Genomic DNA, 24,642 nt, shown 5'->3' with positions numbered 1-24,642 from the left:
ACAGAAAGGAGCATGAATATGAATTCACACAAACCGGGGTGGTCCAGCCGCTGGCATGAGACTTCATTTCGTGTGCGTTATCAGGAAACCGATCAGATGGGTGTGGTTTATCATGCCAATTATTTGACCTGGTTTGAAAGCGGGCGTACGGAGATGTTCCGGGGACTGGGCTTTGCCTACCGCACACTTGAGAGCCTGGGGCTGTTATTGCCAGTGACCTCTGCAGATTTGCAATTTAAAAGCCCGGCGCGATATGATGATCTTATTGCCGTGTATGCACGGTTAACAACCTTCTCGGCGCTAAGGGTTGTCTATGAATATGAAATCCGCCGGGTGGCGGAAGAGCACAGAGAAGGCGGAGCGTCAGGTGCTTCCGGGACCCGTATGGCGCGTCCGGCGGACAGTGAACCTCTTCCCGGCGAACTGCTGGTCAGCGGCACGACGAGCCATGTCTGGCTGAACAAGGAATGGAAGCCTGTGCGTATCGACAGGGCGCAGCCTGAGCTGTTCCGCGCTATCACTACGGCGCTTAAGGAAGAAGAAGGAGGAGCAGTATGATCAGGAACAAATGGCTGTGGGCTGCATTATTCGCCGTCCCGGCCGTGGAATTATTCGGTTTCATCTATGTCTCAAGTTTTCTTGGAGCGCCCAAGACCCTGCTGATCATGCTGGCCACTTCGGTCATCGGTCTGCTCATGATGCGGTTTGAAGGCAAAAAAGTGCTGCAGGACAGCAGAACACATATGCAGGAAGGACGGGTGCCCGGACGGACCATGCTGGACGGCTTATGTATCTTTTTTGGCGGTCTGCTGCTGATTCTGCCGGGCTTCGTCACGGATCTGATCGGCTTTACACTGGTATTTCCGCTGACCCGGCCGCTATACCGGGTTTTTCTGCTGAAATGGATCGAGAAGAAGATGAAAAACGGCACCTTCACCTTCTACCGCAGGTAGAGCCGGGGGCGCCGCGAATTTTGTAAAAAGCGTTCGGCTGCGGGGTGATGCGGCTGAGCGCTTTTCTACTTGCAGCCGAGCCGGATGTAGCGAAATGCTGCAGATTATGCAGGAGTATGCGGTGGGAAATGCGATGAACGAGGAGCGGGCCCGATGTATGCGAAAAACCGAATACAATGTGTGCCGGATATCGCAAACGGACCTAATGTATGTGGAAAACCGAATACAATGTGCGGCGGATAGAGTAAATGGGCCTGATGTATGGGGACGGAGGTCCAGACCGTACCGGCTATTTGCTCTACTGGCATTTAAGGAGCTTGTGAGGTGTTGGCGTATAAAGCTAATGCAGCCGGCCGCTGAGGATGTAGCTGCGCAGTGCGCGGAACACGCCGGCGCGGCCGAACGCGTCTAGAATGACGAGCAGCACCGGGCCGAGGATCAGGCCCAGCATGCCGAACAGCTGAAGTCCGGCGAACATGCCGATCAGCATGGCGAGCGGGTCCAGTCCGATGCTGCTGGCCAGCACCTTCGGCTCAAGCACCTGCCGGGTGATCAGAATGATGCCATACAGCACCAGAAGGCCGACCGCCAGAGCCAGGTTCCCGGTCATGTAGGAATACAGCGCCCAGGGGAGGATCACGATGCCAACCCCGAGATAAGGCACCAGATCGACGATGCCGATGGTCAGGCCAATGGCGAAGGCAGAGTCTACGCCCAGCAGCAGCAGGCCGATGATTACGATCACCGCAGTTACGGAGATCAGCACGAGCTGGGCACGGAGGTAGCCGAACAGCGCCTTGCGCAGATCCTTCCAGATCTCCGATACCGGCCGCAGCAGCGGAGCGGGGAGGAGTGAGAGCAGCTTGGCGTTATGCCGTTCCCAGCCGGTGCTGAGGAAGAAGGCGGCCAGTACGATCACGATCAGAATCGTGCCTAGGCTCGGCAGCGAGGAGATCAGCCCCAGAATCATGTTGAAGAATCCGGTAATCAGCTGTGTCATGGCGTGGCCTACAGTTTCCGTGGTTCTGCTGATATTACTGTCAATCGTGGCATGGTAACCCGGATTGTCGTGGTAAAACTGGTTGATCTGGTTAATAATATTCTGAATGCTGGCATTGCGGCTAACCCTCAGCAGCAGCTCGCGCCATTGGTCAGTATGGAGGTCGAAGGTCTGGAGCAGCACAATGAGCTCCTTCACCAGCCGGGTAATCAGCGCGGTCAGTACGAGGCCCGTACCTCCAATATAAAAAAGCAGCGAGAGGGCCACCGCCAGCCAGCCAGGGAGCTTCAGCCCCCGCAGAATCAGCACCAGCGGATGTATAAGGTAAGCCAGCAGCCAGGCCAGCAGCAGGGGATAGAGGAGCGGCAGCAGTACATAAACCGCCAGCAGAATCACGGCGGCGGCAAGCACGACCCACAGGCCGCGCAGCACTCTTTTGAGTACAAGTGTATCGATATCCGGTCCCTCCTACTCTAACGGGTGTATAAGGAATAACTGCTCGTCTTATGTATATTCATAGAGCATGCGAAAAGACTAGCTGGGACGGAAAATGGCAGAATGGAGAAGCTTACTAACCTGAAAGCGTAATCATGAAACAGGTTTTTCGTTAGTTTTTTTCTATCTCTCCGATAAAATCATTTGATCCGCTGCAAAGCTCCCACGTTGTTCACATAACCGTCAAAATCCGGTATGATTATTACAGGTTAAACAGCAGAAATATAGTTGCAATCTTCAGCCCCTGTCCTGACGCCTTTTGCGGAGAATTGAAATACTTAAAAATGTAAATGTTTTCATGAGGTTAGAACCAGCATTATATACCCTTGTTGGCAAAGGAGAGAGATACTATGACAGCTACTAAAGGACTTGAAGGCATCGTTGCAACGACCTCATCGATCAGCTCCATTGTGGATGGAGTGCTCACTTACCGCGGTTATGATATTGATGATCTGGCGGATAATGCCACCTTTGAGGAGACCGCTTATTTGCTGTGGTTCGGCAATCTGCCGACAGTACCGGAGCTTGAAGCGCTGCGCCGCGACCTGAGCGCTTCAGCCCAGATCCCGGATCAGGTGCTTGCCCAGATGAAGCTGTATCCGAAGGAAGCCAACACGATGGCGGCCCTGCGCTCCGCCGTATCCGCCCTGGCACTGTACGACGAGGCTGCGGATGATATGAGCCGTGAAGCGAATCAGATCAAAGCTGTGAAGCTTCAGGCGCAGATTCCGACTGTGGTTGCCGCACTGGCGCGCATCCGTAAGGGACTTGAGCCGGTAGCGCCCAAAGAAGGCCTGACCATCGCCGAGAACTTCCTCTACATGCTGTGGGGAGAGCAGCCGGATATCGTATCCGTCAAGGCGCTGGATACAGCCCTCGTGCTGCATGCGGACCATGAGCTGAATGCTTCCACTTTTGCCGGACGGGTAACTGTGGCTACACTTTCTGACATCTATTCCGGAGTTACTTCGGCTATTGGCGCGCTTAAAGGGCCGCTGCATGGCGGTGCGAATGAAGCCGTGATGAAGATGCTGGAGGAAATCGGCACGCTTGATGCCGTTGAGCCGTATGTCCAAGGCAAGCTGGAACGCCGTGAGAAGATCATGGGCTTCGGACACCGTGTATACAAGAACGGCGATCCGCGGGCCAAACATCTGATGAAGATGTCCTATGAGCTGGGCACGATGAAGAACGACACTACGCTCTATGACATGTCAGTCAAGGTTGAAGAGCTGATTACGGGGCAAAAAGGACTCAAACCGAATGTCGACTTCTATTCGGCATCCGTCTATACACAGCTGGGTATTGAACGTGAGCTGTTCACTCCGATCTTCGCGATCAGCCGGACCTCGGGCTGGACTGCGCATATTCTCGAGCAGTATGAAGACAACCGGATTATCCGGCCGCGTGCGGAATATACCGGCATGTCCGACATGAAATACGTCCCTGTAGACGAACGATAACAGGGCGGCCCCTTGCGGGCCGCTCCACCCCTTTAGTACAATGAACTATAATATATGCAGCAACTGCTTATTGATTATTGCTTGTACATCATACTTTTAGGAGGAATTCCCACTAATGTTGAAACTGGAAAAGTACGATCTGCCCACAGAAGGCGAACAAATTACAATCGAAGACGGCAAGCTGCTGGTTCCGGATCAGCCGATTATCCCTTTTATCGAGGGTGACGGTACAGGCCGTGACATTTGGAAAGCCTCCAAGCGTGTGCTGGATGCGGCCGTGGAGAAAGCTTACGGCGGCGCGAAGCAGATTGCCTGGTACGAAGTTTTTGCCGGCGAGAAAGCCTTCAATACATATGGTGAATGGCTGCCGAATGACACTCTGGAAGCAATCCGCGAGTATATTGTAGCCATCAAAGGCCCGCTGACAACTCCGATCGGAGGCGGTATCCGCTCTCTGAACGTGGCGCTGCGCCAGGAGCTGGACCTGTATGTATGTCTGCGTCCGGTACGATATTTCGATGGTGTTCCTTCACCGGTGAAGCATCCGGAGCTGGTGGATATGGTTATTTTCCGTGAGAATACTGAAGATATCTATGCCGGGATTGAATATCAGGAAGGTTCCGCTGAAGTGAAGAAGGTTATCGAGTTCCTGCAGAAGGAAATGGGCGTGAACAAGATCCGCTTCCCGGAAACTTCCGGTATCGGCATTAAGCCTGTCTCTGAGGAAGGTTCGAAGCGCCTGGTGCGTTCTGCGGTTGAGTATGCCATCAAGCACGGACGCAAGAGTGTGACGCTGGTACACAAAGGCAATATCATGAAATTCACCGAAGGTGCATTCAAGAACTGGGGCTACGAAGTGGCTGAACAGGAGTTCGGCGACAAGGTCTTCACCTGGAACCAATATGATGTCATCAAGGAACGTGATGGTGAAGCTGCAGCGAATGCTGCCCAGAAGGAAGCCGAAGCAGCCGGCAAAGTTATTGTCAAGGACGCTATCGCCGACATCGCTCTGCAGCAGGTATTGACCCGTCCGACCGATTTCGATGTCATTGCGACGCTGAACCTGAACGGGGATTACCTCTCCGACGCACTGGCTGCCCAGATCGGCGGCATCGGTATCGCTCCGGGAGCGAACATTAACTATCTTACGGGACATGCTATTTTTGAAGCTACTCATGGTACAGCGCCTAAATATGCGGATAAGGACGTTGTAAATCCGGGTTCGGTTATTCTCTCCGGCGTTATGCTGCTTGAGCATCTGGGCTGGCAGGAAGCGGCTGACCTGATCTACAAGGGAATGAGCACCGCGATTAACAATAAGACGGTTACTTATGACTTTGCCCGCCAGATGGAAGGCGCTACAGAGCTGAAATGCTCCGCCTTTGCTGACGAGATTATCAGCAATCTATAAGCAGGCTAACCGGTATATAACAAGTATAAGCTGCACACACGTGCAGCTTATACTTATGCTTGTGCACCTGCCTGCCCATTCAACATCATGGGTTCATGCTCCGGGGCAGTCTTGCGAAGTGAAATGAACGAAGTGTATGCTATCCAACCCTTAGGAGGTCTTCCCGTGGCCATCAAACGTTATAAAATCACTGTCGTAGGTGCCGGATTCACCGGTGCGACTACGGCGCTTATGCTTGCCCAGAAGGAGCTTGGCAATGTAGTGCTGCTCGATATTCCCCAGCTGGAGAATCCAACCAAGGGTAAAGCGCTTGACATGCTGGAAGCCGGACCTGTGCAGAAATTCGATGCCCAGATCACCGGAACCTCCAGCTACGAAGATGCAGCCGATTCCGATATCGTCATTATTACGGCAGGGATTGCACGCAAGCCCGGCATGAGCCGTGATGATCTGGTCAACACCAATGCGGGTATCGTAAAGTCGGTGTGTGAGAATGTGAAGCGCGTGGCTCCCGAGTCCATTGTGATCATTCTGAGCAATCCGGTCGATGCCATGACGTATGTAGCATACAATGCGCTCGGCTTTCCGAAGAATCGCGTAATCGGACAATCCGGCGTACTCGATACAGCGCGTTACTGTACATTCATCGCCCAGGAGCTTAATGTTTCGGTTGAAGATGTACGCGGTTTCGTACTGGGCGGTCATGGGGATGATATGGTTCCGCTTGTGCGTTATTCCAGTGTGGGCGGTATTCCGATCGACACGCTCATCCCTGCGGAACGCATTGCTGAGATTGTGCAGCGTACCCGTGTCGGCGGCGGTGAAATCGTCAGCCTGCTGGGTAACGGCAGCGCTTATTATGCACCCGCCGCGTCACTGGTTCAGATGACGGAAGCAATCCTCAAGGACAAGAAACGGATTATCCCTGTAATTGCCCTGCTTGAAGGTGAATACGGATACGATAATTTGTTCATGGGTATTCCGGCACTCCTGGGTGCAGATGGCATCGAGAAGATCTTCGAGCTGGAGCTTACGGCAGAAGAGAAGGCGGCTCTGGATAAATCAGCCGATTCTGTGCGTGCGGTCACTTCAGCAGTAACTGTGTAAGTAACGTTAGCGGAGCAGCTGCTGAAGCCCCTTTTTGCAGGCAGAGATTGGGCTTTGCTGCTATTTAATCCTACAATGTAATCGGAGGAGATTGATATGGACCGTATTTTCTTTTTCCTGCATATGATCGGCACACTGGCGCTTGGCTTCTATCTGGTATTGCCGTTTATTCTGAGCGGGACGGCGAAGCTGTCTTCCCCGGCAAAGGAAGGTACCTTGAGCGCCATCGGCGGCTTCAACCGCTTTGCCCAGTATGGACTGGTTATCCAGCTGTTGACCGGAGGCTATATGATGACCAAGGGTGACTATTCTGTCGCCTGGATGATCGTTGTTGTTGTGCTGCTCCTGGCGATGTTTGCGCTTGGCGGCATCATGAGCAGACCCCTGCGCCTGGCTGCGGCCGGAATGCGGGAGAACCGTGATGTCTCTGCCGAAACCGCGAAGATCCGGACCATGAGCCTGCTGCTGATGGTCGTACTGGTTATCATGATCTTTTTCATGGTGTACCGGCGCCTTATTTAAACCTGGCTCTGATTTATAGGGAGGAACGCGAGTATCAAAGGCTCTGGCAGCTTAGGCTGCCAGGGCTTTTTGTTGTGTAAGACACTGAAGCAGATCCGTCTGAAGGACGATATGTTCTCATCTCAGGAACTCCGCTGAACCCCCCTCCGAGAAGGTGATCGAGCCAAATGTATGCGGAAAATCGAATACAATGCGCTTCTCCGGGAAGCACCTTAGTAACCAGCGAAGATAAAGCCCCAATTTGCCGGTTTATTTTACGTGAGAAATATATTTATGGAATCTATTCCCACCGGTCATTCGTTCGGCTAAACTGATAATGGTTAACTAGAAAAATTTAGAAATACATAGATCCCGGGGAGCGTGTATGGAATGAATTTCAGAAGTATTGTAACCGTCGGTCTGAGTCTTTGTCTGGTGCTTGGATCGTCCGGCAACAGCTATGCAGCCGCAGACGGAACTGCCGGCACAGATTATGAAGGGCACTGGGCACAGAAACAGATTAACAGATGGCTTGAACAAGGATGGCTGACAGGATTTGCAGACGGGTCAGTGAAGCCGGATCAGGAGATCAGCAGAGCAGAATTCGTAACGCTTATCAATCGTTGCTTCGAGATTACAGACGGGAGAAAAGCCGCGGTCTTCAGCGACCTGCCGAAGACAAGCTGGGCATACGGCGAGTTCTCCAAAGCGATAGGAGCCGGTTACATTGAAGGCTATGAAGGTGCGGTTCGTCCTAATGCGCCTGTTACGCGCCAGGAAGCGGCAATGATTATATTCAGGCTGATGAAGTTTGAGACCCCTGCTCAGGAGGCTTTGTCCCAGTTCAGTGACAGTGATCAAATTGCAAGCTGGAGCAGATCCGAAGTTACGGCAGCGGTAAATGCCGGAGCAATGAAAGGTTATCCTGACGGAAGATTCGCTCCAGCCAAGGCTTTGACCAGGGCTGAGGCCGTTTCACTGCTCGACAATTTCACGATTCCGGTTGGTGGCGGCATGCCGGATGCAACGGTGACTACTCCAGCCGTATTGGGAGCTTCTGATCCGACTGCTATAAGGGATTATAAGAATGTCACGATATCCACCTACGGCGTTACTCTACAGAACCTGTTGATCCACGGCGACCTGCTGCTGGATGAAGCGATTGGCGGAGGGGAGGTTACTCTGACCAATGTGGAGGTCAAAGGTAAGGTCATTGTCCACGGGGCTGACTCGGTGCATCTCAAAGACTCGGCCCTGAAACAGATAATTGTGCAGAAAAAGAATGGAACCGCCCGTCTTGTAGCCGAAGGCTCAACTCTTGTGACATCGGTCTCTGCACAGTCCGGTGTTGAGCTGGAGGAGGGCGGCGGAGCCGGAGCGGGCTTTACCGAGATTAACCTGCCGGCAGGTCTTCCAGCGGGGATTGCGGTGACGCTTAGCGGCATTTTTGGAGCGGGGAACATTGAAGCCAAAGGGTCAGTCCTGCACCTGAAAAAAGGCTCGGTAAGCACACTTAATGTGGCTGCAGCAGCGGCCGGACTCAAGGTGGAGCTGGATCAAGGCACAACGGTTACGCGGGCTATTCTGAATGCGGCAACGAACGTTACGGGGGCGGGACGGGTTCTGGCTGCTACTGTGAACGAGGGGGCGAAGGGGTCTTCCTTTGCCAATAAACCGGCAAGTCTGGACGGCAGCCAGAAGGATTCCATCACCATCTCCGCAGCGTTACCGGCGGTGGCATCAAGTGGCGGCAGTAACGGCAGTAATGGTGATAGTGGCAGTACTGGCGGCAATACAACAACTCCGGCAGCACTTCCGCTTATAAGCGGGATTACGGTAACCCAGGGACCCGAAAATATGTACACCAATTCAGCCGCTGTACTGTTGAATTTTGAAGGGCTGTCCCCTGATATTCGGGCGGCTGCAGATCATCCGGGTTATTATTTTACAGCGGCCGCAGAAGCTGTCCCTAATCCGGTCAATGTGTATACCCGTCATCTGCCGGATATGTCGGTAAGATTCTCGTTCCCGGTCAGTCCCGAGCATCTTAAAGATTATATGACGATTATTCTGTATGATCGTAGTAATAAAGCTATCGGATACAACGTGGTTAAACTGGACCTGAGCGCGAAGTATGCAGTGCTTAACGAGCAGGCGATACGCTTCACCAGCGGAGTGGGGATTACGAGAGACGTGAGGGATGGACTTATACGTGACCGGATCGCCGTGGACGGTGAGTGGATTGCGCAACATCCTGAAGCGAAATTTTATTCATATATAGCTAATACTCAGCTTCCGTACATTACAAATGCCGCAAGGGATTTCAATATCAAGCATGTCTCTTCACAGATTCTGTATCTGGAACAAGTTACAAATGATGTATATGGCATATCCATTGAGAGCTTTGCTGACTATGCAGCGCCATTCTACACCGTACCTGATTTCCAGGAACAGTATATGATAGTGTTCTATGACGATAAGATGAATGTGGCTGGATATTACCAGGGGGCAAGTGTGCTGACCGATCAGCAGGCTGCGGATACTGTAGCTTACAAGATCAATCAACTGCCCGCAGCTGCGGCCTTAACCTTGGCGGACAAGGAAGCTGTGAACTGGACTTACGGTAGATACACGGGCTTGACGGATGCGCAGAAAGTGCTGCTGGAGGTAACGGCGGCGAACAAAATTATTGCATTGAAGGCAGCGGCGGATCAGCTATAGACAGAATTACAGAGAACCATACTGGGCATATTAAAATGAAAAAAAGGCCGTTTTCCTCGTGGAAAGCGGCCTTTAATCAAACTATATAACCTCTATTTCGATACGATCCTGCCCTCCATCATCACAAATCTGACTTTCCGGAGATTGTCTATATCCGTAAGCTGGTTGCCCTCAATTACAAACAGATCCGCCTTCTTGCCCGGTTCAATCGTTCCAATCTCAGGTGCCAGATTGCAGATCTTCGCACCGGTTGAAGTGGCGGCTGTGATAATCTGCATCGGGGTGAGCCAGAAACCGTTCATTACTTACCGCAACAACCCTTCCAGCTCAAAAATGCCGTGCTCCTGAAAGTCAGCGATAATCTGCGGCGGCAGCAGGGCATTCATTTCGCTCACGGTGCACCAGCGGTAATCGGTATGCTCTTCCGAGAGCTGGATTTCGCCACGGGCTGCGCGGCATAAATAGGTGATAATCACTACCTGTCTAGCAGGGTCAGTGAGCAGGGTCACCGCATAAAGGATACGTTCTGTCGTAACCGCCAGTCCGGTTTCCTCAAGAATTTCTCTTTCCAGTGCAGCCTCCAGGCTTTCACCGAATTCGATTTTGCCTCCGGCACATTCCCAGCTTCCGGCACCTGCAGAATCGACGGCAGCCCGCTTGACGATGAGGATTCTGCCCTGATACAGGATGACACCTTTGACGGCAACGATGATGCTTTTTGATTTTTTGGACATGAGAATAACTCTCCTTCTACAGGCTCTATAATGGAGCGGGAACGCGTTGGACTGAAGATTTTTTGTTTGGCCGGCTTCCCTATGTGGTAAGTAAAATAACGTAAAGCGATTTTTGCTAGGCAAGTATGATGCATAAACACCAGACTTTTAGCCAACCTAACATGATTAGTAAAACAGTATAACGGTACAGCGAAAGGAGAATGGATTATGCCAGACACCAGCAAACAACCCGTCAAAACCCTGCCTCCGCAGGTACAGGACCAGCAGCCCGGAATTGAAAGCGAGATGAACCCGCTTCCGGAGTTTGAAACCTCGGCTTACAAGGCAGCAGGCAAGCTGCTGGGCAAGGCCGCGCTTATTACCGGAGGGGACAGCGGAATCGGGCGTGCGGTTGCCGTTCATTTTGCCAAAGAAGGCGCAGATGTGGTGATATCCTATCTGAATGAGCATGAAGATGCGGAAGAAACCAAACGCCAGGTGGAGCAGGAGGGTCGAAAGTGTATTCTGATCTCCGGTGATATCGGGGTCGAGGCCTTCTGTCAGGATCTGATTAATAAAACCATTGAGGGACTCGGCAAGCTGGACATCCTGATCAACAATGCGGCAGAGCAGCATCCGCAGGATAAGATTGAGGACATTACCGCCGAGCAGCTGGAGCGGACGTTCCGGACGAATATATTCTCCATGTTCTATCTGACCAAGGCAGCGATGCCCCATCTCAAAAAAGGCTCCACGATCATCAACACTACGTCTATCACGGCGTACCGCGGCAGCCCGCAGCTGCTGGACTATTCGTCCACCAAAGGAGCAATTCTCAGCTTCACCCGCTCCCTGTCGATGAATCTCGCAGACCAAGGCATCCGCGTGAATGCGGTAGCACCGGGCCCGATCTGGACGCCGCTGATTCCGTCTACGTTTGACGCGAAGAAGGTCAGTGAATTCGGCGGCACCCAGCCGATGAAGCGTCCGGGACAGCCCGAGGAGCTGGCACCGGCTTATGTATATCTGGCCTCCGATGATTCCTCTTATGTGAGCGGACAGGTCATGCATGTGAACGGCGGCGAGATCGTTAACGGCTGACCATTGGCACTGCTTTGTAAGCCGGATAAGTTTATACTGGTTTAAAGAATCAAACGTTCAACAGATGAAAAGTCAGCCGGAAGGCTGGCTTTTTTGCCGCTTCATCCGCTTGGAGCAAATGATTGAATCTATTAAAGAATAGCTCTTACAGGAATAATATGCTAATATACAAACTGCAAGAACAATAGAATATGAACGGTCACTAGGGGTGCCGCAAGGCTGAGACGAACATATCTGTTCGGACCCTTTGAACCTGATCTGGTTTATACCAGCGTAGGGAAGTGGAGAATGAATAATGCAGCAGGGGTAACGGTTTACCCGGTATTCCTGCTTATATTCCGGACTGCTTCCTGATACAGGGGGCGGTCTTTTTGTATTTTCCGGAATGCCGTATAGAGGGGAAGGTGAAGGTGCTGAAAAAAATCCATTTGATCTCGGACGGGAGGCTGAATCCGGAGCAGTTTGCGGGGCTGGCTGCTGCAGTACATACCATGGTGGATTATATCCATCTCCGGGAAAAAGCCCTGTCCGCACGGGAGCTTCTGGCTGCCGCAGAGCGGTTGCTGCAAGCGGGGGTTCCGCCCTCAAAGCTGGTTATTAATGACCGGATTGATGTGGCTCTGGCAGCAGGGGCAGCCGGCGTCCAATTGGCCTGGCACAGCCTGCCGCCTGCCAAGGCGCGCGGCATTGCCCCGGGCCTGCGGCTGGGCAGGTCGGTGCATTCCCCGGAGGAAGCGGCACGCGCCGGACAGCAGGGAGCGGACTTTTGTCTGTATGGACATGTATTCCCCACGGCCTGCAAGCCCGGACAGCGGGAACGGGGCCTGGCGCAGCTGGAATTGGCCGTCCGCTCCAGCAGTATACCGCTGATTGCTATCGGAAACATCACACCGGGCAATACCGGAATCGTTCTGTCGAAGGGGGCTGCCGGAATAGCCGTAATGTCCGGGATATGCGGAGCGACGGATCCTGCTGGCGCCGCTCAGGCTTACAGATCATCCGTTCAGGCCGCAGCATATGCTGAAGTCCTGAATGAAGCTCCCTTACCGGGCAAAGGAGGTGAACTGGAATGAATTTGACCGTTAACGGACGCAGAGGAAGGTATGAAGAGAGCTGCCGGACGCTGGCTGATCTTCTGGCCCGGCCTGAGTGGACCGGGAAGCTGGTTATTGTGGAGCTGAATGGTGAGCTTGCCGGCAGAGAGGTTTATGAAGATACATTGCTGAATGAAGGTGACCGAGTTGAGCTGGTTCATTTTGTCGGCGGAGGCTAGGTAACTGGTAACTGTGTGTGCGGTAGACGCAAGAATGCCAATACGCAATTAAGATAAAGGCAACGACTTATCACAGGAGGCGATATGATGCAGGATCCTTTGATTATTGGAGGAGTTACTTTAACGAGCAGACTGTTCATCGGGACCGGAAAATACAGCCGCAACACTCTTATTCCCGAAGTGATCGCCCGCTCGGGTTCACAGGTCATTACGGTTGCCCTGCGCCGGGTAGATCCGGAGAGCAAGGACAATATTATTAGCCATATTCCTTCCCACATGACGCTGCTGCCCAATACCTCCGGTGCGCGCACCGCAGAGGAAGCGGTACGCATTGCCCGGCTGGCAAGGTCAGCGGGGCTGGGAGACTGGGTGAAGATTGAGGTTATCAATGATCAGAAATATCTGCTGCCGGATAATACCGAGACGATCCGAGCCACGGAAATCTTAGCTGCGGAGGGTTTCATTGTTCTGCCCTACATGAGTCCTGATCTGTCAGCCGCACTCCGGCTGAAGGCGGCCGGAGCTGCAGCCGTCATGCCGCTGGGAGCGCCGATCGGCTCTAACCGCGGGCTGCAGACCAAGGAGCTGATCCGGATTCTGATATCAGAAACGGGTCTGCCCATCATCGTGGATGCCGGTATTGGCAGACCCTCCGAGGCTGCTGAGGCGATGGAAATGGGCGCAGCCGCTGTGCTGCTGAATACGGCAATTGCCACCGCCCGGGACCCGCAGCTGATGGCGGAGGCCTTCCGCGAAGCGGTGTCGGCGGGGCGGAAGGCCTATCTGGCCGGGCTGGGGCCGGTGGAAGAGACAGCCGCAGCTTCTTCGCCGCTGACCGGATTTCTGGCCTGACTGATGCTGTTTATGAAGAGGGAGGAAGGACATGAGCTTTTATGATAGGCTGACCCGGCTGGACAAGCTTCCCTACGAGGGGGTATGGAAGCAGTATACTGCGCTTGATGTGAAGCGGGCGCTTCGTCTGGAGCAGCTGGACGAGGACGGGCTGATGGCTTTGCTGTCACCGGCAGCGGAGCCTTACCTCGAAGAGATGGCGCAGAAGGCCCATAGATTGACACGTACGCAATTCGGTCATGTGATGCAGCTGTTTACACCGATGTATCTGGCTGATTTCTGCGTCAACCATTGTACCTACTGCAGCTTTAGCTCTATCTATGATTTTCCGCGCAAAAAACTGACACTGGAGGAGGTCCGGCGGGAAGCGGAGACGATCGCAGCCACAGGGCTGCGCCACATTCTGATTCTGACCGGAGAATCCCGGAATGAAAGTCCGGTCAGTTATCTGAAAGACTGCGTGGAGGTGCTCCGCGGCTATTTCTCTTCAGTCAGCATTGAAGTGAATCCGCTCACTACCGAAGAATACGCTGATCTCAGACAGGCAGGAGTAGACGGTCTGACGCTGTATCAGGAGGTCTATCATCAGGAGACTTACCGCCAGCTGCATGTGAAGGGTCCCAAGCGGGTGTACCGCAACCGTCTGGATGCGCCCGAGCGCGGCTGCCTGGCCGGATTCCGCTCGGTAAATATCGGAGCCCTGCTGGGAATGTACGAATGGCGTCAGGAGGCCCTCGCGACTGCACTGCACGCCAGGTACTTACAGGACAAGTATCCGGAGTGCGAAATCGGTTTGTCCATTCCCCGTTTTCGGCCGTACCTGGGGGAATTTAATCCTGCGAGTGATGTAACCGACCGTGCGCTGGTGCAGATTATCCTGGCCTACCGCCTGTTTCTGCCGCGTTCCGGTATTTCACTGTCCACGCGGGAGCCGGCAGCCCTGCGCGATCATCTGGTCCATCTCGGCATCACCAGGATGTCTGCAGGGGTATCCACTGAAGTAGGCGGACATTCTCTGGAAGGCGGCACCCCGCAGTTTGAAATCTCAGACAACCGCAGCGTGCAGGAGATTAAGGAGATGCTCGAGGAAAAAGGGCTGCAGCCGGTGTTCAAGGACTGGGACAGCCTGGATGAGCCGTTAGCCATGCCTTAACTTGATACAAATAACCCGCCGTGAGGCGGGTTATTTGTATTGCAGGGACAAACGGACGGTGCGATGCTGCATTCTTCAAGAGGCCGCACGGTTTCCGGCTAGTCGGCTGGCTTCTCCGGACTCATGCTTGAAGACAGCTCGTCCAGCGACAGCTCGAAGCCCGGAGCCATATGGGTAAGGAAATACTCCATCTCCGGCAGGGCGAGCCCGTGCAGCTTCGCGGCCGTCTGCTCCCGGGCGGCCGCGAATTCGCGGTTGCCTGCGGCGGTTTCCCAGACGCATTTCAGATAGGCGTCGAGCACATCCGCTGCCTTGACGTAGCGGAGCAGTCCGGCATCCTCGGAGCCGGGCGGGCTGTCCTGCGGCTGCAGGAGCGGCGCATAGACTGCGCTCAGCTCCGGCGGGATCATCGCCGCGAGGCGCTCAGCGGCGACCCGCTCCATCTCGCGGAAGCTGGACAGCAGAAGCGGGTTGTTATGCTTCACCGGCGTGGCGATGTCGCCGGTGAATACCTCGGTGGCGTCGTGGAACAACGCCATTGTGGATGCGCGGTCGGCGTTCAGCGACCGGCCGAAGTGGACATTGCCGATGGTGCACAGCATGTGCGCCAGCAGGGCCACCTGGAACGAATGCTGCGCCACGTTCTCAGGGGCGGTGCTGCGCATGAGGCTCCAGCGCTGGATATATTGCAGCCGGTAGAGATAGGCAGAGAAATGGTAGTTCAATTTTTAAGTAACCCCTTTCATGAGCGGCTTAATATGATATGATAATAACTAATTGTAACAGAGTTAGGGCAGCTTGAAACAGATGGAGAGGAGACTGAATGAAGATGCAGCATTTTGAAGACAGCATTTATAATCTGATCGTAGAAACCTCCACGAATTTGCCGGGTGATGTCCGCCGGGCGGTTGCTAAAGGGCGTGCGCTGGAAGACAAGGCGACCCGCTCCGGACTGGCGCTGACCACGATTGCCCAGAATATCGGCATGGCCGAGCTCCAGGTATCGCCGATCTGCCAGGATACAGGGATGCCGACTTTTATAATTCATACGCCGGTAGGCGTGAATCAGATAGAGATGAAGAAGGATATTCATAGCGCGATAATCCGGGCGACGAAGAACGGCAAGCTGCGGCCCAATTCCGTAGATTCCCTTACAGGCGAGAACAGCGGGGACAATCTGGGTGCAGGCACGCCGGTGATTCATTTCGAGCAGTGGGAAGAGGAAGGCATTGATGTAAGGCTCATTCTGAAGGGCGGCGGCTGCGAGAATAAGAATATTCAGTACAGTCTCCCGGCAGAGCTGGAGGGTCTGGGCAAAGCCGGACGTGATCTTGACGGCATCCGCAAATGTATTCTTCATTCGGTCTATCAGGCGCAGGGTCAGGGGTGCAGTGCAGGCTTCATTGGCGTAGGCATCGGCGGTGACCGTACAACGGGCTATGAGCTGGCCAAGAAGCAGCTGTTCCGCAAGGTCGAGGATGTGAATCCCACCCAAGATCTGGGCAAGCTGGAAGATTACATTATGGAGAATGCCAACAAGCTCGGCATCGGCACGATGGGCTTCGGCGGTGAAGTTACGCTGCTGGGCTGCAAAATCGGGGTGATGAACCGGCTGCCGGCGAGCTTTTTTGTCTCGGTAGCTTATAACTGCTGGGCCTTCCGCCGTCAGGGAATACTGGTAAATCCGGCAACCGGGGACATTAAGGAATGGCTCTATGAGAGTGGCACAGGCATTTCTGTAGAAGGGGAAGAAGCCTTAGTGCAAGTAACTGAACCGGTAGCGGTCTCTGCTGCTGACGGCATTTCGCAGGGCATGATTCCAGAGGATGCAACGATTCCTGCGGCTCCGGCCATCTTGTCAGGAACTGGGGAAGCTGCTTCTGATACTGCTATCCCGGGTAACGGCCAGGTAATCGAACCTGCTGCCGCAGGCTCCGCCATATCGGGTGGTTCGCGCGAAATCCGCCTGACCACGCCGATCAGCGAGGAGGATATCCGCAGCCTGCGCGTTGGTGATGTAGTTATTCTCTCCGGCGAGATGCACACCGGCCGCGATGCCCTGCACAAATATCTGATGGATCACGACGCTCCCGTGGACTTGAACGGTGCGGTCATCTATCACTGTGGTCCGGTCATGCTGAAGGATGATGAGGGCTGGCATGTGAAGGCTGCCGGTCCAACCACCAGCATCCGCGAGGAGCCTTATCAAGGCGATATCATTAAGAAATTCGGCATCCGTGCCGTAATCGGCAAAGGCGGGATGGGCCCGAAAACGTTGAAGGCATTAGGCGAACACGGCGGCGTCTATCTCAACGCCATTGGCGGTGCAGCCCAGTACTATGCAGAATGCATCAAGAAGGTTAACGCGGTTGATTTCATGGAGTTCGGAATTCCGGAGGCCATGTGGCATCTGCAGGTAGACGGATTCGCCGCTATCGTCACTATGGATGCGCATGGCAACAGCCTGCATGCCGATGTGGAGAAGGATTCCGCGGCCAAGCTGGCCCAGTTCCGGGAGCCGGTATTTAAATAAACTGCTTAGCAATGCTCCCTGTGACAGTGATTTATTGGATGATATGAATCAAATAGTATATTTATTCAGTGATAGTAAGACCTCTTTCTGTTTGATGAAAGGGGTCTTTTTGCGGTGCGGCTCTGAATGAAATCGAAACCGGTGCCTGTCCGCGGAGGAGCATGCTGCCGGCTGATGCTAAACGGGGGATTCTCTGCGTATTGCAGAGTCGTTATCCTATATGGGATACGGGTTCTGAGGAAGAACAATTTATATGTCTTGACAGCGCATACAAGTCCATGTTAATTTTTAGTGGGGAAACCGGTTTCCCTAAAATGAGTAAGATGAGGCTCTAGACGGTAGCTTGTTCTTTTTGGCAGAAAGTGTTGTGCATACGAATTTATGAGAGGGAGATGAAGAATGAAACGTAAACATTGGCTTATCCCCGTCCTTATCACATCTATGGTTCTTTCGATCACGATTAATTTATTTGTTCTGCCTCCAGTTAAGGCTGAAGCGGCCAGTATCGGCACGGTTACAGAGAATGACACGATTTATCAGATTATGGTTGACCGTTTCAATGACGGAGACTCCTCCAATAATGCAACAGGAGCCGCCATCCGCTATGGAGAGACCTCTGAAGAAGATTTTCGTTATATGAAGGGTGGAGACTGGCAGGGGGTTATCAATAAGCTCCCCTATATTCATAATATGGGCTATACGGCGATCTGGATCTCTCCGGTTGCCGAACCGCAGATGACCAACCGGGAGAATAACGGGACAGGGAAGAACACAGCCTACCACGGCTACAATGTCAAAGATCCCAATGCGGCCAATCCTTATTTCGGTACAAAAGAGAAGCTGAAGGAGCTGGTAGATTCAGCGCATGCGCTCGGAATCAAGGTCATCATCGACGTCGTTCCGAACCATATCGGCGACTATATGCTGGGTACCCAGGCTTATTATGATATACCTGCCTTGCAGCCGGTCGCCCCTTTCAATAATCCGGCCTGGTATCACCATAACGGGGATATCAACTGGTCGCTGGCAGACGGAAGATATGATCAGTGGGCCCAGGATTATTTGGAGAATCACGATCTGGGCGGACTGGATGATATCGACTTCGATGTTCCTGCCGCCAAGCAGGCCATCTTCAGCTCGATTAAAGGCTGGTTTGATTATACAGGTGCGGATGGTGCCCGCGTTGACGCGGCCAAGCTGATGAAGCCGACGGATATCGGGGAGCTGCAGACGCTGCTGGGCGTGAACACCTTCGGAGAGAATTTTGACGGCAATGCCGAATTTGTCTCCCGCTGGGTCGGCAGCAGCAAGGAATGGGGCATGCTTGATTTCCCGCTGTTCTTCTCCGTGCTGAATAGCTTTGCTTACGGCCAATCCTTCGATTCCAATATTAAGAGTACACTGGCTCTTGATTCCTATTACAACGGCAATGCGAATCATATGGTTACCTTCATTGATAATCATGACCGCAACCGCTTCCTGACAGAGGCCGGAGGCAGTGTAGAGAAGCTGCAGAATGCCTTGTCCTTCATCTTCACTGTGCGCGGAACCCCGGTGGTGTTCCAGGGTACGGAACAGAATAAGGGCAACGGGAACGGCCAGATTATGACTGGCGGCATTGCCGATACGTGGAACCGCTGGTCCATGGTGAAGCGTGATGCAAGCGGCAACGTGGTGGAGAATTATTTCAATGAGAACGCCAGCACCTACAAGCATGTAGCCAAGCTTAATGAAATCCGCAAAAACAACCCGGCTCTGCGCACCGGCACCCAGCGTGAAATGTGGTCTGCCCAGAACCTGTACGCGTTCTCCCGCCGGATTGACAGCGGGACCAATGTGGGACAGGAAGTCATCTCCGCATTCAGTAATGCTTCGGGCGGATCGCAGACCGTTACGATTCCGCTGCGCGCCGAAAGTACTCTGACTGTGGGAACAGTACTGATTAACCAGTTGAACACCTCAGACACGGTAACCGTACAATCCGGCGGGGCAACCGGGAAGCAAATTACAGTCACACTCAGTGCGAACTCCGCCAAAATCTACTCCAAGACGCAGCCAATAGTTGATACCCAGGCGCCGTCTGTTCCGGCGAATGTAACAGCCACTGTGCAGAATGCCTCCAGTGCGCTTGTGACCTGGACGGCTTCCACCGATAATGTCGGGGTTACAGGTTACGAGATTTACCGCAATGGGGTCAAGATTGGGACCTCGGCAACTACCTCTTACACAGACAACGGCTTATCTGGCAGTACGAACTACTCGTATACGATAAAAGCGTATGACGCCGCCGCCAACCTCTCGGCATTCAGCGCGGCTGCACTGATCGTCACGCCTGCCGGAAATAGTGTGACGATCTATTACAAGCAGGGCTACACCACACCTTACATCCACTACCGCCCGGCTGCGGGAACCTGGACGACATCGCCAGGCGTAGCAATTCCTGCGGCTGAAGTGGCAGGTTACAACAAAATCACGATCAACATCGGTGCAGCCACCCAGCTGGAAGCCTGCTTCAATAACGGCAGCGGCACCTGGGACAGCAACGGCGGCAGCAATTATCTATTCGGTACCGGTACCTGGACGTATATTCCGACAGGAACGATCCAGGCAGGAGGGCCGGCTGTTCCGACCGCATCACCGACTGCGACACCAACGGTGACGCCAACGCCAACGCCGACCGCGACACCAACGGTGACGCCAACGCCAACGCCGACCGCAACACCGACAGTGGCACCTACCGCTACGCCAACAGCCACACCGACCGCGACACCAACGGTTACGCCGACAGCAACTCCGGTGCCAACCGCCACTCCGGTAGGGAATACAGCGACGATCTACTACAAGAATACGGCCTATACCAACTCCTATATCCATTACAAGCTGGATGGGGCAAGCACTTGGACGACCTCGCCGGGCGTGCAGATGCAGGCATCCACATTCAGCGGCTACAAAGCGATTACCATCGAGCTCGGAACCGCGACCGGACTTACTGCAGCGTTCAATAACGGCAGCGGAACCTGGGATAGCAACGGCGGCAGCAATTATCACTTTGGCGCAGGCAGCTCAAGCCTTGTGGGGGGAAGCCTTACCACCGGAGAGCCTCAGGCGGACAGCGTGAACTTCCGGGTCACTGTTCCGGCCACCACTCCAGCGAGCGGGCCTGTCTATCTGACCGGGTCGTTCAACAGCTGGAATGCGGCTGACCCCGCATATCTGCTGACCAAGGGCAGTGACGGTGTCTATTCCATCACCCTGAGCCTTCCGGCAGGAACAGCAGTGACGTATAAGCTGACGCGCGGCAGCTGGGCATCGGTAGAGACCGCATCCGGCGGAGCAGATATTGCGAACCGTACGCTCACGCCGGCGGGCGGCGCACAGACCGTCACGCTGACCGTGCAGCGCTGGAAGGATCAATAAGGATTTACAGGGGGCGAAGGAGGGATTCCGGCGCCCCCGTTCTTTTGAGTAAGCTGATGTGGTTGAAGAGAGAGGAGCTGGTTGCTGATGAAGAAATCCAGGTATTGGCGCAAAATCACAGCCCTGCTGCTGGGCATGCTTCTGATTGTTCCGGCAACAGTCACCAATGTCTCGGCAGATATTGCCGCTACGCATGTATACCACAACCATATGCCGAATTTCTGGGCGTACTATGACTTGAATTCCTATAATTCCGCTTCTGTGGGCAGCCCGATCCGCTATACGTATGATGGTGAAGTCATCCAGTTGAAGCAGAACCCTCCTGCGGGATATACCTATTATTTGCCGAACGGTTCCCCGATGCCGCATGATGATCTGGTCTCCTATTATTCACATCACGCCAAGACAGGGGCGTACTTAACCTGGCCCTGGAGCGTGGCTAACACGCTGCACAGCAATTATCCCCAGGCGCAGATGCATGTTACAATGTCCGGCTCTGTTGTAAATAACGTGAACAGCATTATTCAACAAGGTAATGTAAGCGGATACAATAATCCGGCTTGGGGTACTCCCTGGAAGACCGCCGTCGATCAGCTCAAAACAACAAACGGCAGCAACATGCTCGATCTGATCCATTTCTCCGGGCATCACTCTATGGGTCCGCTGGTCGGCAACGACTATTTGCTCAAGGATATGATCTATCATGGAGCCACATTGGCCCAGCCTTATTTTCTCGGAAGCAGCTACAAGTCTTCTAAGGGGTTCTTCCCGACAGAGCTGGGTTTCTCTGAACGGATAATCCCCGTCCTGCAAAAGCTCGGCATTCAGTGGTCCGTAATCGGCAACAACCATTTCTCCCGTACGCTTAAGGACTATCCGCTGCTGAACAGTCCCGGCACGGATACGATGGTCTCACCGCCCAACCGCAGTGATCTGCAGAATGTCAGCACCGTAGGCTCCTGGGTGAATGAGCCGATGTTCAACGAACAGCAGGTTGTTTACAACAAGTATCCTTTTGCCTCCACTGCCCATTGGGTCCGTTATGTGGACCCGGCAACCGGGGCAGAATCCAAAGTGGTCGGCGTTCCGGTTGCACAGGCGCAGTCATGGGAAGAAGGATATCTGGGCCAGGTAAAAGCAGATGTGCTTAAGCCGTATGAGAACCTGGTCGCGCAGAAGCAGATTTTTGTGGTCGCGCATGACGGGGATAATTCTTCGGGCCGTGCAGGTTCCGAGGAGACCTGGCGCAATGCCGGGAATGTGACCTATGCCAGCAGCGGTGTTACCGGTATGGGAATTGACGAGTATCTGCGCAATAATACACCAGCCGCCTCCGATGTAGTCCATGTTCAGGACGGCTCATGGATTGATACCCGGGATTCCTCCTCCGATCCGACCTGGTACCACTGGCATCTGCCGTTCGGCATCTGGAAAAGCCAGTTTGCCAGCTTCAATCAGGTGAACGGCACCTCTTATGCGCCGAAGAAGAATCTGTCCGGTGTCGAAGAAGGCATGACTGTATCCTTCGAGAAGGGGTACCACTATCTGGAGCGTAACTTTGCCCTGCTGCAGGCTTCCCTGAATTATGCCAAGACAGCCGAGCAGATCTGGCTGGATGAGCATCCGAATTACTGGAAGCCGGTCAATCCGATTGACCGCGAGGTGACTTATGAGGGCAATCAGCTCAACCCTTGGATGATCTCTTATCCGGTCAAAGGGAACACCTCAAGCGATTATGCCGGCGGCGCCAATCCGGCTGAATTGGCCTGGTATTTCCTGCTCCCGGCGATGGACTCCGGTTTCGGTTATTACGACGAGAATGTGGATGACAGCGTGAAGCCTGCTCTGTCCTTCAACCAATCGCTGTATTTCTCCAAGCCTTATGTTACGCAAAAGCTGGCCAAAGACAAAACAGGCCCCTCCGTATGGTGGCCGCAGCGTTACCCGTACAATCCGGGCAGCGCGAATGTCAGCAAGGCGGAAGGCTGGACGCTGCAGCATTTCAATAATGTGTTCTCCATTTATACCTATGCCTTCGACACCAGCGGAATCAGCGATATCAAGGTGAAGGTCCGGGCACACCGCGACAAGACGGCAGATGCTGCGGACAATACTTTTAAGGTCTATGACCCAGCGGGTCTGGCAGCAGCAGGAATATCCAATATTGACCCTGCCAAGGTCGGTGCCTGGACGGAGTACCCGATGACGGTCCGCGACCTCAGCACCGATATCAACGGGGTCGACTGGCAGCCAAGCAGCAAGGCCATCATGCAGAAGGTTCCGGCTACGGACATCGGCAATCTGTATTTCAGTTATATCTCCGATTACCGTGACCAGCTGGTGGATTACTATATTGAAGCCAAAGACGCTAAGGGTAATGTAACGAAAAGCGATATCCAGCAGGTCTATGTCGGAGCCGGCAAATACACATTGGCAAACGGAAAATATACCGAGAGCATGCAGGGAACCGTTGAGGGAACGCATCCGTTTATTACCGATGTGCCTGCAGTTCCGGACACGGAAGCCCCGACTGTGCCGGCTAATCTTCAGGCAGCTGTGGTCAATGCCTCCTCGGCCTTGCTGACATGGAATGCAGCTACTGATAATATCCGTGTGACAGGTTATGAGATCTACCGCGATGGCATCAAGATCGGCACATCACCGTCTGCTTCGTATACAGACAGCGGCTTGTCCTCCTCTACGACTTATGAATACAAGGTCAAAGCGTATGACGCTTCGGGCAATCTGTCCGGACTTAGTGCAGCAGCAGTGGCCACAACACCAGCGGGGAATAATGTGACGATCTATTACAAGAAGGGCTACACCACACCGTACATTCACTACCGTCCGGCTGCGGGCACCTGGACGACAGCGCCGGGTGTAGCGATTCCTGCGGCTGAAGTGGCAGGCTATAACAAAATCACGATCAATATCGGCTCCGCCACCCAGCTGGAAGCCTGCTTCAATAACGGCAGCGGCACCTGGGACAGCAACGGCGGCAGCAATTATCTGTTCGGCACCGGCACCTGGACCTATACCCCTACCGGGCAAATCCAGGCGGGCGCTCCGGCTGTTCCGACGGCCACGCCTACAGCGACGCCGACAGTGGTGCCAACGGCTACGCCGACAGTGGCGCCAACGGCTACGCCGACAGTGGCGCCAACGGCTACGCCGACAGTTGCGCCAACGGCTACGCCGACAGTTGCGCCAACGGCTACGCCTACAGTGGCGCCAACGACTACGCCGACAGTTGCGCCAACGGCTACGCCGACAGTGGCGCCGACGGCTACGCCGGTGGGCAATACGGCCACGATCTATTACAAGAATTCGGCCTACAGCAATTCCTATATTCATTATAAGCTGGATGGTGCAACAGTCTGGACGTCCTCGCCGGGCGTGCAGATGCAGGCATCCGCATTTAGCGGTTACAAGGCGATTACCATCCAGCTCGGAACCGCAACAGGCCTTACTGCAGCTTTTAATAACGGCAGCGGAACCTGGGATAATAACGGCGGCAGCAATTATCACTTTAATGTTGGCAGCACGAGTCTGACCGGCGTAAGTCTTATCACCGGAGAGCCGCAGGCAGACAGCGTAACCTTCAGGGTGACCGTTCCGGGTTCTACACCAGCATCCGGGCCAGTCTATCTAACGGGTTCTTTCAACAGCTGGAATGCAGCAGATCCGGCGTACTTGCTGACTAAAGGCAGCGATGGTGTATACTCCATCACCGTGAGCCTTCCGGCAGGAACAGCAGTGACGTATAAGCTGACGCGCGGTAGCTGGGCTTCGGTGGAGACCGCATCCGGCGGGGCGGATATTGCGAACAGGTCGCTAACTCCGGCGGGGGGAGCACAGACCGTCACGCTGAACGTGCAGCGCTGGAAGGATCAGTAATTGGGACTACATTCCGTGCACAAAAAGTTGGTTCATCTAATTAGAAGCTGAA

General features: G+C 53.9%; 19 protein-coding genes and 1 riboswitch. Of the genes, 15 read left to right on the top strand and 4 right to left on the bottom strand.

Annotated features, from left to right (window positions below; translation table 11 throughout):
* Positions 1 to 18 precede the first annotated feature (18 nt).
* Positions 19 to 558 carry a thioesterase family protein gene (locus MHI42_RS09685; protein ID WP_171718644.1) on the top strand — a complete coding sequence of 180 codons (540 nt, stop codon included), beginning with the start codon at positions 19 to 21 and terminating at the stop codon, positions 556 to 558.
* A complete protein-coding gene (locus MHI42_RS09680; RefSeq protein WP_036695825.1) occupies positions 555 to 953 on the top strand; it encodes an FxsA family protein in 399 nt (132 codons plus the stop codon). Before MHI42_RS09685 ends, MHI42_RS09680 begins: the two co-directional genes overlap by 4 nt.
* 340 nt (positions 954 to 1,293) lie before the next feature.
* Here MHI42_RS09680 and ytvI read toward each other — a convergent pair whose 3' ends face one another.
* A complete protein-coding gene (gene ytvI, locus MHI42_RS09675; protein WP_342424713.1) occupies positions 1,294 to 2,409 on the bottom strand; it encodes a sporulation integral membrane protein YtvI in 1,116 nt (371 codons plus the stop codon).
* Between the two features lie 389 nt (positions 2,410 to 2,798).
* Here ytvI and MHI42_RS09670 point away from each other — a divergent pair, with 389 nt between their 5' ends.
* The 5 genes from MHI42_RS09670 (at position 2,799) to MHI42_RS09650 (ending at position 9,651) form a co-directional block, all read left to right on the top strand.
* Positions 2,799 to 3,911 carry a citrate/2-methylcitrate synthase gene (locus tag MHI42_RS09670; RefSeq protein WP_171718643.1) on the top strand — a complete coding sequence of 371 codons (1,113 nt, stop codon included), beginning with the start codon at positions 2,799 to 2,801 and terminating at the stop codon, positions 3,909 to 3,911.
* 115 nt (positions 3,912 to 4,026) lie between these two features.
* Positions 4,027 to 5,322: an NADP-dependent isocitrate dehydrogenase gene (icd, locus tag MHI42_RS09665; protein WP_171718642.1), complete on the top strand. Its 1,296-nt coding sequence runs from the start codon at positions 4,027 to 4,029 to the stop codon at positions 5,320 to 5,322.
* A gap of 165 nt (positions 5,323 to 5,487) precedes the next feature.
* Positions 5,488 to 6,429 carry a malate dehydrogenase gene (gene mdh / locus MHI42_RS09660; protein ID WP_039307689.1) on the top strand — a complete coding sequence of 314 codons (942 nt, stop codon included), beginning with the start codon at positions 5,488 to 5,490 and terminating at the stop codon, positions 6,427 to 6,429.
* Between the two features lie 96 nt (positions 6,430 to 6,525).
* On the top strand, positions 6,526 to 6,951 hold the full coding sequence (locus tag MHI42_RS09655; RefSeq protein WP_342423637.1) for a hypothetical protein: 426 nt from the start codon (positions 6,526 to 6,528) through the stop codon (positions 6,949 to 6,951).
* 369 nt (positions 6,952 to 7,320) lie between these two features.
* The gene (locus MHI42_RS09650; RefSeq protein ID WP_342423636.1) at positions 7,321 to 9,651 is read left to right on the top strand and encodes an S-layer homology domain-containing protein; all 2,331 of its coding nucleotides are present in this window, start codon (positions 7,321 to 7,323) and stop codon (positions 9,649 to 9,651) included.
* A 92-nt stretch (positions 9,652 to 9,743) separates the two neighbouring features.
* Here the strand turns inward: MHI42_RS09650 and MHI42_RS09645 are convergent, their stop codons facing one another.
* On the bottom strand, positions 9,744 to 9,953 hold the full coding sequence (locus MHI42_RS09645; RefSeq protein ID WP_342423635.1) for an amidohydrolase family protein: 210 nt from the start codon (positions 9,951 to 9,953) through the stop codon (positions 9,744 to 9,746).
* A 3-nt stretch (positions 9,954 to 9,956) separates the two neighbouring features.
* Complete coding sequence (locus tag MHI42_RS09640) at positions 9,957 to 10,385, bottom strand: NUDIX domain-containing protein (RefSeq protein WP_342423634.1); 429 nt, start codon at positions 10,383 to 10,385, stop codon at positions 9,957 to 9,959.
* 207 nt (positions 10,386 to 10,592) lie between these two features.
* On the opposite strand from MHI42_RS09640, the gene MHI42_RS09635 reads away from it, so the two are divergent.
* The 5 genes from MHI42_RS09635 to thiH all read left to right on the top strand — a co-directional run bounded on the left by MHI42_RS09635 (position 10,593) and on the right by thiH (position 14,743).
* On the top strand, positions 10,593 to 11,465 hold the full coding sequence (locus MHI42_RS09635; protein ID WP_171718638.1) for an SDR family oxidoreductase: 873 nt from the start codon (positions 10,593 to 10,595) through the stop codon (positions 11,463 to 11,465).
* Positions 11,466 to 11,659: 194 nt separating this feature from the next.
* A riboswitch (TPP riboswitch) is annotated at positions 11,660 to 11,762 on the top strand.
* A 113-nt stretch (positions 11,763 to 11,875) separates the two neighbouring features.
* Positions 11,876 to 12,538 carry a thiamine phosphate synthase gene (locus tag MHI42_RS09630; RefSeq protein WP_342423633.1) on the top strand — a complete coding sequence of 221 codons (663 nt, stop codon included), beginning with the start codon at positions 11,876 to 11,878 and terminating at the stop codon, positions 12,536 to 12,538.
* Positions 12,535 to 12,738: a sulfur carrier protein ThiS gene (thiS, locus tag MHI42_RS09625; protein ID WP_076242751.1), complete on the top strand. Its 204-nt coding sequence runs from the start codon at positions 12,535 to 12,537 to the stop codon at positions 12,736 to 12,738. The genes MHI42_RS09630 and thiS overlap by 4 nt, the downstream gene beginning before the upstream one ends.
* 87 nt (positions 12,739 to 12,825) lie before the next feature.
* Entirely contained in the window at positions 12,826 to 13,590 is a 765-nt protein-coding gene (locus tag MHI42_RS09620) for a thiazole synthase (RefSeq protein ID WP_171718692.1), read from the top strand.
* A gap of 31 nt (positions 13,591 to 13,621) precedes the next feature.
* The gene (gene thiH / locus MHI42_RS09615) at positions 13,622 to 14,743 is read left to right on the top strand and encodes a 2-iminoacetate synthase ThiH (protein ID WP_342423632.1); all 1,122 of its coding nucleotides are present in this window, start codon (positions 13,622 to 13,624) and stop codon (positions 14,741 to 14,743) included.
* 98 nt (positions 14,744 to 14,841) lie between these two features.
* Here the strand turns inward: thiH and yfbR are convergent, their stop codons facing one another.
* Positions 14,842 to 15,468, bottom strand: a complete 627-nt coding sequence (yfbR, locus tag MHI42_RS09610) for a 5'-deoxynucleotidase (RefSeq protein ID WP_076242753.1) — start codon at positions 15,466 to 15,468, stop codon at positions 14,842 to 14,844.
* A gap of 104 nt (positions 15,469 to 15,572) precedes the next feature.
* On the opposite strand from yfbR, the gene MHI42_RS09605 reads away from it, so the two are divergent.
* The 3 genes from MHI42_RS09605 (at position 15,573) to MHI42_RS09595 (ending at position 24,590) form a co-directional block, all read left to right on the top strand.
* Positions 15,573 to 17,276 (top strand): fumarate hydratase, encoded by a 1,704-nt coding sequence (locus tag MHI42_RS09605; protein WP_342423631.1) that lies wholly within the window; start codon positions 15,573 to 15,575, stop codon positions 17,274 to 17,276.
* 399 nt (positions 17,277 to 17,675) lie between these two features.
* Positions 17,676 to 20,693: a carbohydrate binding domain-containing protein gene (locus tag MHI42_RS09600; protein WP_342423630.1), complete on the top strand. Its 3,018-nt coding sequence runs from the start codon at positions 17,676 to 17,678 to the stop codon at positions 20,691 to 20,693.
* Between the two features lie 84 nt (positions 20,694 to 20,777).
* A complete protein-coding gene (locus MHI42_RS09595) occupies positions 20,778 to 24,590 on the top strand; it encodes a carbohydrate binding domain-containing protein (RefSeq protein WP_342424712.1) in 3,813 nt (1,270 codons plus the stop codon).
* Positions 24,591 to 24,642 lie beyond the last annotated feature (52 nt).

The organism is Paenibacillus sp. FSL E2-0178 (assembly GCF_038593005.1).
GTDB classification, from domain to species: Bacteria; Bacillota; Bacilli; order Paenibacillales; family Paenibacillaceae; genus Paenibacillus_AQ; species Paenibacillus_AQ phytohabitans.
This window is presented reverse-complemented; position numbering and strand designations above follow the sequence as displayed.